Below are 5,532 nucleotides of genomic sequence, written 5' to 3' on the forward strand. Positions count from 1 at the left end.
GAAGCGGCCGGCCTCAAGCGGGATCATCCCCACACTTCAACACGCCGGACTTGTTCTGTGCTTGGTTGTGTGGCAGGATTGAAACTCATCCGCTTCACGGATGCCCCACTCACAATCTGATGTAAATCGGTTGTGGAAGCGAGTTTGTGAAGTGGTGTGGTGATGTGGTCACCCCCGGTTAGAAGCCATGTTTTTTATGTGGTGGATGTGGGGAGTGTGTGATCCTTGAGAACTCAACAGCGTGCACAATGTCAAATGCCAAAAACCTCGTACATCTTTTTGATGTAAGAGATTCCTTTGGAAACATTTTAAACAAAACAAAGCAAGTCAGTAATGATTTGTTCTGTCAGTTTCAAACTCGCATCTGTTCGCTCTTTTTCCGGGTGGACGGTGCAAACAAATGTCCCGGTCTTTTAGATCGTGGAGATAAACATTTACGGAGAGTTTGATCCTGGCTCAGGACGAACGCTGGCGGCGTGCTTAACACATGCAAGTCGAACGATGAAGCTGGAGCTTGCTCTGGTGGATTAGTGGCGAACGGGTGAGTAACACGTGAGTAACCTGCCCTCCACTCTGGGATAAGCGCTGGAAACGGCGTCTAATACCGGATATGAGCTTCCACCGCATGGTGGGGGTTGGAAAGAATTTCGGTGGGGGATGGACTCGCGGCCTATCAGCTTGTTGGTGAGGTAATGGCTCACCAAGGCGACGACGGGTAGCCGGCCTGAGAGGGTGACCGGCCACACTGGGACTGAGACACGGCCCAGACTCCTACGGGAGGCAGCAGTGGGGAATATTGCACAATGGGCGCAAGCCTGATGCAGCAACGCCGCGTGAGGGATGACGGCCTTCGGGTTGTAAACCTCTTTTAGTAGGGAAGAAGCGAAAGTGACGGTACCTGCAGAAAAAGCACCGGCTAACTACGTGCCAGCAGCCGCGGTAATACGTAGGGTGCAAGCGTTGTCCGGAATTATTGGGCGTAAAGAGCTCGTAGGCGGTTTGTCGCGTCTGCTGTGAAATCCCGAGGCTCAACCTCGGGCCTGCAGTGGGTACGGGCAGACTAGAGTGCGGTAGGGGAGATTGGAATTCCTGGTGTAGCGGTGGAATGCGCAGATATCAGGAGGAACACCGATGGCGAAGGCAGATCTCTGGGCCGTAACTGACGCTGAGGAGCGAAAGGGTGGGGAGCAAACAGGCTTAGATACCCTGGTAGTCCACCCCGTAAACGTTGGGAACTAGATGTAGGGTCCATTCCACGGATTCTGTGTCGCAGCTAACGCATTAAGTTCCCCGCCTGGGGAGTACGGCCGCAAGGCTAAAACTCAAAGGAATTGACGGGGGCCCGCACAAGCGGCGGAGCATGCGGATTAATTCGATGCAACGCGAAGAACCTTACCAAGGCTTGACATATACCGGAAACGTCCAGAGATGGTCGCCCCGTAAGGTCGGTATACAGGTGGTGCATGGTTGTCGTCAGCTCGTGTCGTGAGATGTTGGGTTAAGTCCCGCAACGAGCGCAACCCTCGTTCTATGTTGCCAGCACGTAATGGTGGGAACTCATGGGATACTGCCGGGGTCAACTCGGAGGAAGGTGGGGATGACGTCAAATCATCATGCCCCTTATGTCTTGGGCTTCACGCATGCTACAATGGCCAGTACAATGGGCTGCGATACCGCAAGGTGGAGCGAATCCCAAAAAGCTGGTCCCAGTTCGGATTGAGGTCTGCAACTCGACCTCATGAAGTCGGAGTCGCTAGTAATCGCAGATCAGCAACGCTGCGGTGAATACGTTCCCGGGCCTTGTACACACCGCCCGTCAAGTCATGAAAGTCGGTAACACCCGACGCCGGTGGCCTAACCCGCAAGGGAGGGAGCCGTCTAAGGTGGGATTGGTAATTAGGACTAAGTCGTAACAAGGTAGCCGTACCGGAAGGTGCGGCTGGATCACCTCCTTTCTAAGGAGCATCTGGCAACCATTGGTTGTCCAGGCGCCAGTTCTGAGCAAACGTCTCAGCTGGTAGCTCATGGGTGGAACATTTGATATTTCCGTGAATACGGTTTCGTGTTGTTAGTACGCTTCTTTGGAAGTTGGAACAGGATGCGGGGTACGGTTTGCGGGTGCACGTTGTTGGGTCCTGAGGGATCACTCAAGGCGGTAACGTCTTGTTGATACCTTCGGACCAAAGCTTGTGAGACAGGAGTCAAACGTTGTTTGATGGTTTTGCATGTTTTGGTATCGACCGTACGTTGAGAACTACACAGTGGACGCGAGCATCTTAAGAATTACATTCCTTCGGGGATGTGGTTCATGATAAAGATGATCTTTATAGATCATTGGTCAATTTCTGAAAAGTTTACTTTTACAGTTTTTTGATCGATTTTTATACTCATGTGATTTCAAATTTTTAAGAGCAAACGGTGGATGCCTTGGCATCTGGAGCCGAAGAAGGACGTAGTAATCTGCGATAAGCCTCGGGGAGCTGATAAACGAGCTGTGATCCGAGGATGTCCGAATGGGGAAACCCCGCCACGGGCTGCAAGGTTACGTGGTGACTCCCGCCTGAATATATAGGGCGGGTAGAGGGAACGTGGGGAAGTGAAACATCTCAGTACCCACAGGAAGAGAAAACAACAGTGATTCCGTTAGTAGTGGCGAGCGAACGCGGAAGAGGCTAAACCGGGCATGTGTGATAGCCGGCAGGCGTTGCATGTTCGGGGTTGCGGGACTTTCCGTAGTGATCTGCCGATCACTGAACATTAGAGAGCGGTATAGACGAATGGTCTTGAAAGGCCAGCCAGAGTGGGTGCCAGCCCCGTAGTCGAAATGCTGTAATCGTGTGGAGAGTATCCCAAGTAGCACGGGGCCCGAGAAATCCCGTGTGAATCTGTCAGGACCACCTGATAAGCCTAAATACTCCCAGATGACCGATAGCGGACAAGTACCGTGAGGGAAAGGTGAAAAGTACCCCGGGAGGGGAGTGAAATAGTACCTGAAACCGTTTGCTTACAAACCGTCGGAGCGCCCTTGTTGGTGTGACGGCGTGCCTTTTGAAGAATGAGCCTGCGAGTTAGTGATATGTGGCGAGGTTAACCCGTGTGGGGAAGCCGTAGCGAAAGCGAGTCTGAATAGGGCGATTCAGTCGCATGTCCTAGACCCGAAGCGAAGTGATCTATCCATGGCCAGGTTGAAGCGTGTGTAAGAGCACGTGGAGGACCGAACCCACTTAGGTTGAAAACTGAGGGGATGAGCTGTGGATAGGGGTGAAAGGCCAATCAAACTTCGTGATAGCTGGTTCTCTCCGAAATGCATTTAGGTGCAGCGTTGCGTGTTTCTTGCCGGAGGTAGAGCTACTGGATGGCCGATGGGCCTCACCAGGTTACTGACGTCAGCCAAACTCCGAATGCCGGTAAGTGAGAGCGCAGCAGTGAGACAGTGGGGGATAAGCTTCATTGTCGAGAGGGAAACAACCCAGACCACCATCTAAGGTCCCTAAGCGCGTGCTAAGTGGGAAAGGATGTGGAGTTGCAGAGACAACCAGGAGGTTGGCTTAGAAGCAGCCACCCTTGAAAGAGTGCGTAATAGCTCACTGGTCAAGTGATTCCGCGCCGACAATGTAACGGGGCTCAAGCACGCCACCGAAGTTGTGGCATTAATATTATGGTAGGCCTTCGTGGTCCAGCCGTATTGATGGGTAGGAGAGCGTCGTGTGGCCAGTGAAGCGGCGGTGTAAACCAGCCGTGGAGGCTACACGAGTGAGAATGCAGGCATGAGTAGCGAAAGACGGGTGAGAAACCCGTCCTCCGGAAGACCAAGGTTTCCAGGGCCAGGCTAATCCGCCCTGGGTAAGTCGGGACCTAAGGCGAGGCCGACAGGCGTAGTCGATGGACAACGGGTTGATATTCCCGTACCGGCGAAGAACCGCCCAAGCTAATCCAGTACTGCTAAACGTTTCGAAGCTCACATTACTGATCCCTTCGGGGTGAGGGGTGTGGGGGACGCACGTGACCCGATCTGGTGCGGTTAGCGTATTAACAGGTGTGACGCAGGAAGGTAGTCGGTCCTAGGCGATGGTTGTCCTAGGCCAAGAGTGTAGGCCGAGAGATAGGCAAATCCGTCTCTCATATAAGGTTGAGACTTGATGGGGAACCCGTAAGGGTATGATCCGATGATCCTCTGCTGCCAAGAAAAGCATCGACGCGAGGTTCTAGCTGCCCGTACCCCAAACCAACTCAGGTGGTCAGGTAGAGAATACTAAGGAGATCGAGATAATCACGGTTAAGGAACTCGGCAAAATGCCCCCGTAACTTCGGGATAAGGGGGGCCTGGCACGTCAACACTCTTGCAGTGGGTAGCGTGTTTGGGCCGCAGAGACCAGTGGGAAGCGACTGTTTACTAAAAACACAGGTCCGTGCTAAGACGCAAGTCGATGTATACGGACTGACGCCTGCCCGGTGCTGGAAGGTTAAGAGGAACGGTTAGCGTAAGCGAAGCTGAGAATTTAAGCCCCAGTAAACGGCGGTGGTAACTATAACCATCCTAAGGTAGCGAAATTCCTTGTCGGGTAAGTTCCGACCTGCACGAATGGCGTAACGACTTCCCAGCTGTCTCAACCGTGAACTCGGCGAAATTGCATTACGAGTAAAGATGCTCGTTACGCGCAGCAGGACGGAAAGACCCCGTGACCTTTACTACAGCTTGGTATTGGTGTTCGGTGTGGCTTGTGTAGGATAGGTGGGAGACGTTGAAGCGGACACGCTAGTGTTTGTGGAGTCGCTGGTGAAATACCACTCTGGTCATATTGGATATCTAACTTCGGACCGTGATCCGGTTCAGGGACAGTGCCTGGTGGGTAGTTTAACTGGGGCGGTTGCCTCCTAAAAAGTAACGGAGGCGCCCAAAGGTTCCCTCAATCTGGTTGGCAATCAGATGGCGAGTGTAAGTGCACAAGGGAGCTTGACTGTGAGACTGACAGGTCGAGCAGGGACGAAAGTCGGGACTAGTGATCCGGCAGTGGCTTGTGGAAGCGCTGTCGCTCAACGGATAAAAGGTACCTCGGGGATAACAGGCTGATCTTGCCCAAGAGTCCATATCGACGGCATGGTTTGGCACCTCGATGTCGGCTCGTCGCATCCTGGGGCTGGAGTAGGTCCCAAGGGTTGGGCTGTTCGCCCATTAAAGCGGTACGCGAGCTGGGTTTAGAACGTCGTGAGACAGTTCGGTCCCTATCCGCTGCGCGCGTAGGAAATTTGAGAGGATCTGACCCTAGTACGAGAGGACCGGGTTGGACGAACCTCTGGTGTGTCAGTTGTTCCGCCAGGAGCATTGCTGATTGGCTACGTTCGGGATGGATAACCGCTGAAAGCATCTAAGCGGGAAGCCGGCCTCGAGATGAGATTTCCATCCTTTTAGGGAGAGGCTCCCAGTAGACTACTGGGTTGATAGGCCGGATGTGGAAGCGAGGACTAAAGACTCGTGGAGCTGACCGGTACTAATAGGCCGATAATTTGATAATCATTACATGCACATCGTTT

At 53.1% G+C, this 5,532-nt stretch carries 2 rRNA genes; both read left to right on the forward strand.

Annotated elements, in window-relative coordinates:
• Positions 1–433 precede the first annotated feature (433 nt).
• Positions 434–1,955: ribosomal RNA gene (locus tag M2390_RS16095) — 16S ribosomal RNA — on the forward strand.
• Positions 1,956–2,395: 440 nt separating this feature from the next.
• A 23S ribosomal RNA gene (locus tag M2390_RS16100) occupies positions 2,396–5,513 on the forward strand.
• The 16S and 23S rRNA genes sit together here, the layout of an rRNA operon.
• Positions 5,514–5,532 lie beyond the last annotated feature (19 nt).

This window comes from Mycetocola sp. BIGb0189 (assembly GCF_024810155.1).
Taxonomy (GTDB): domain Bacteria; phylum Actinomycetota; class Actinomycetes; order Actinomycetales; family Microbacteriaceae; genus Mycetocola; species Mycetocola lacteus.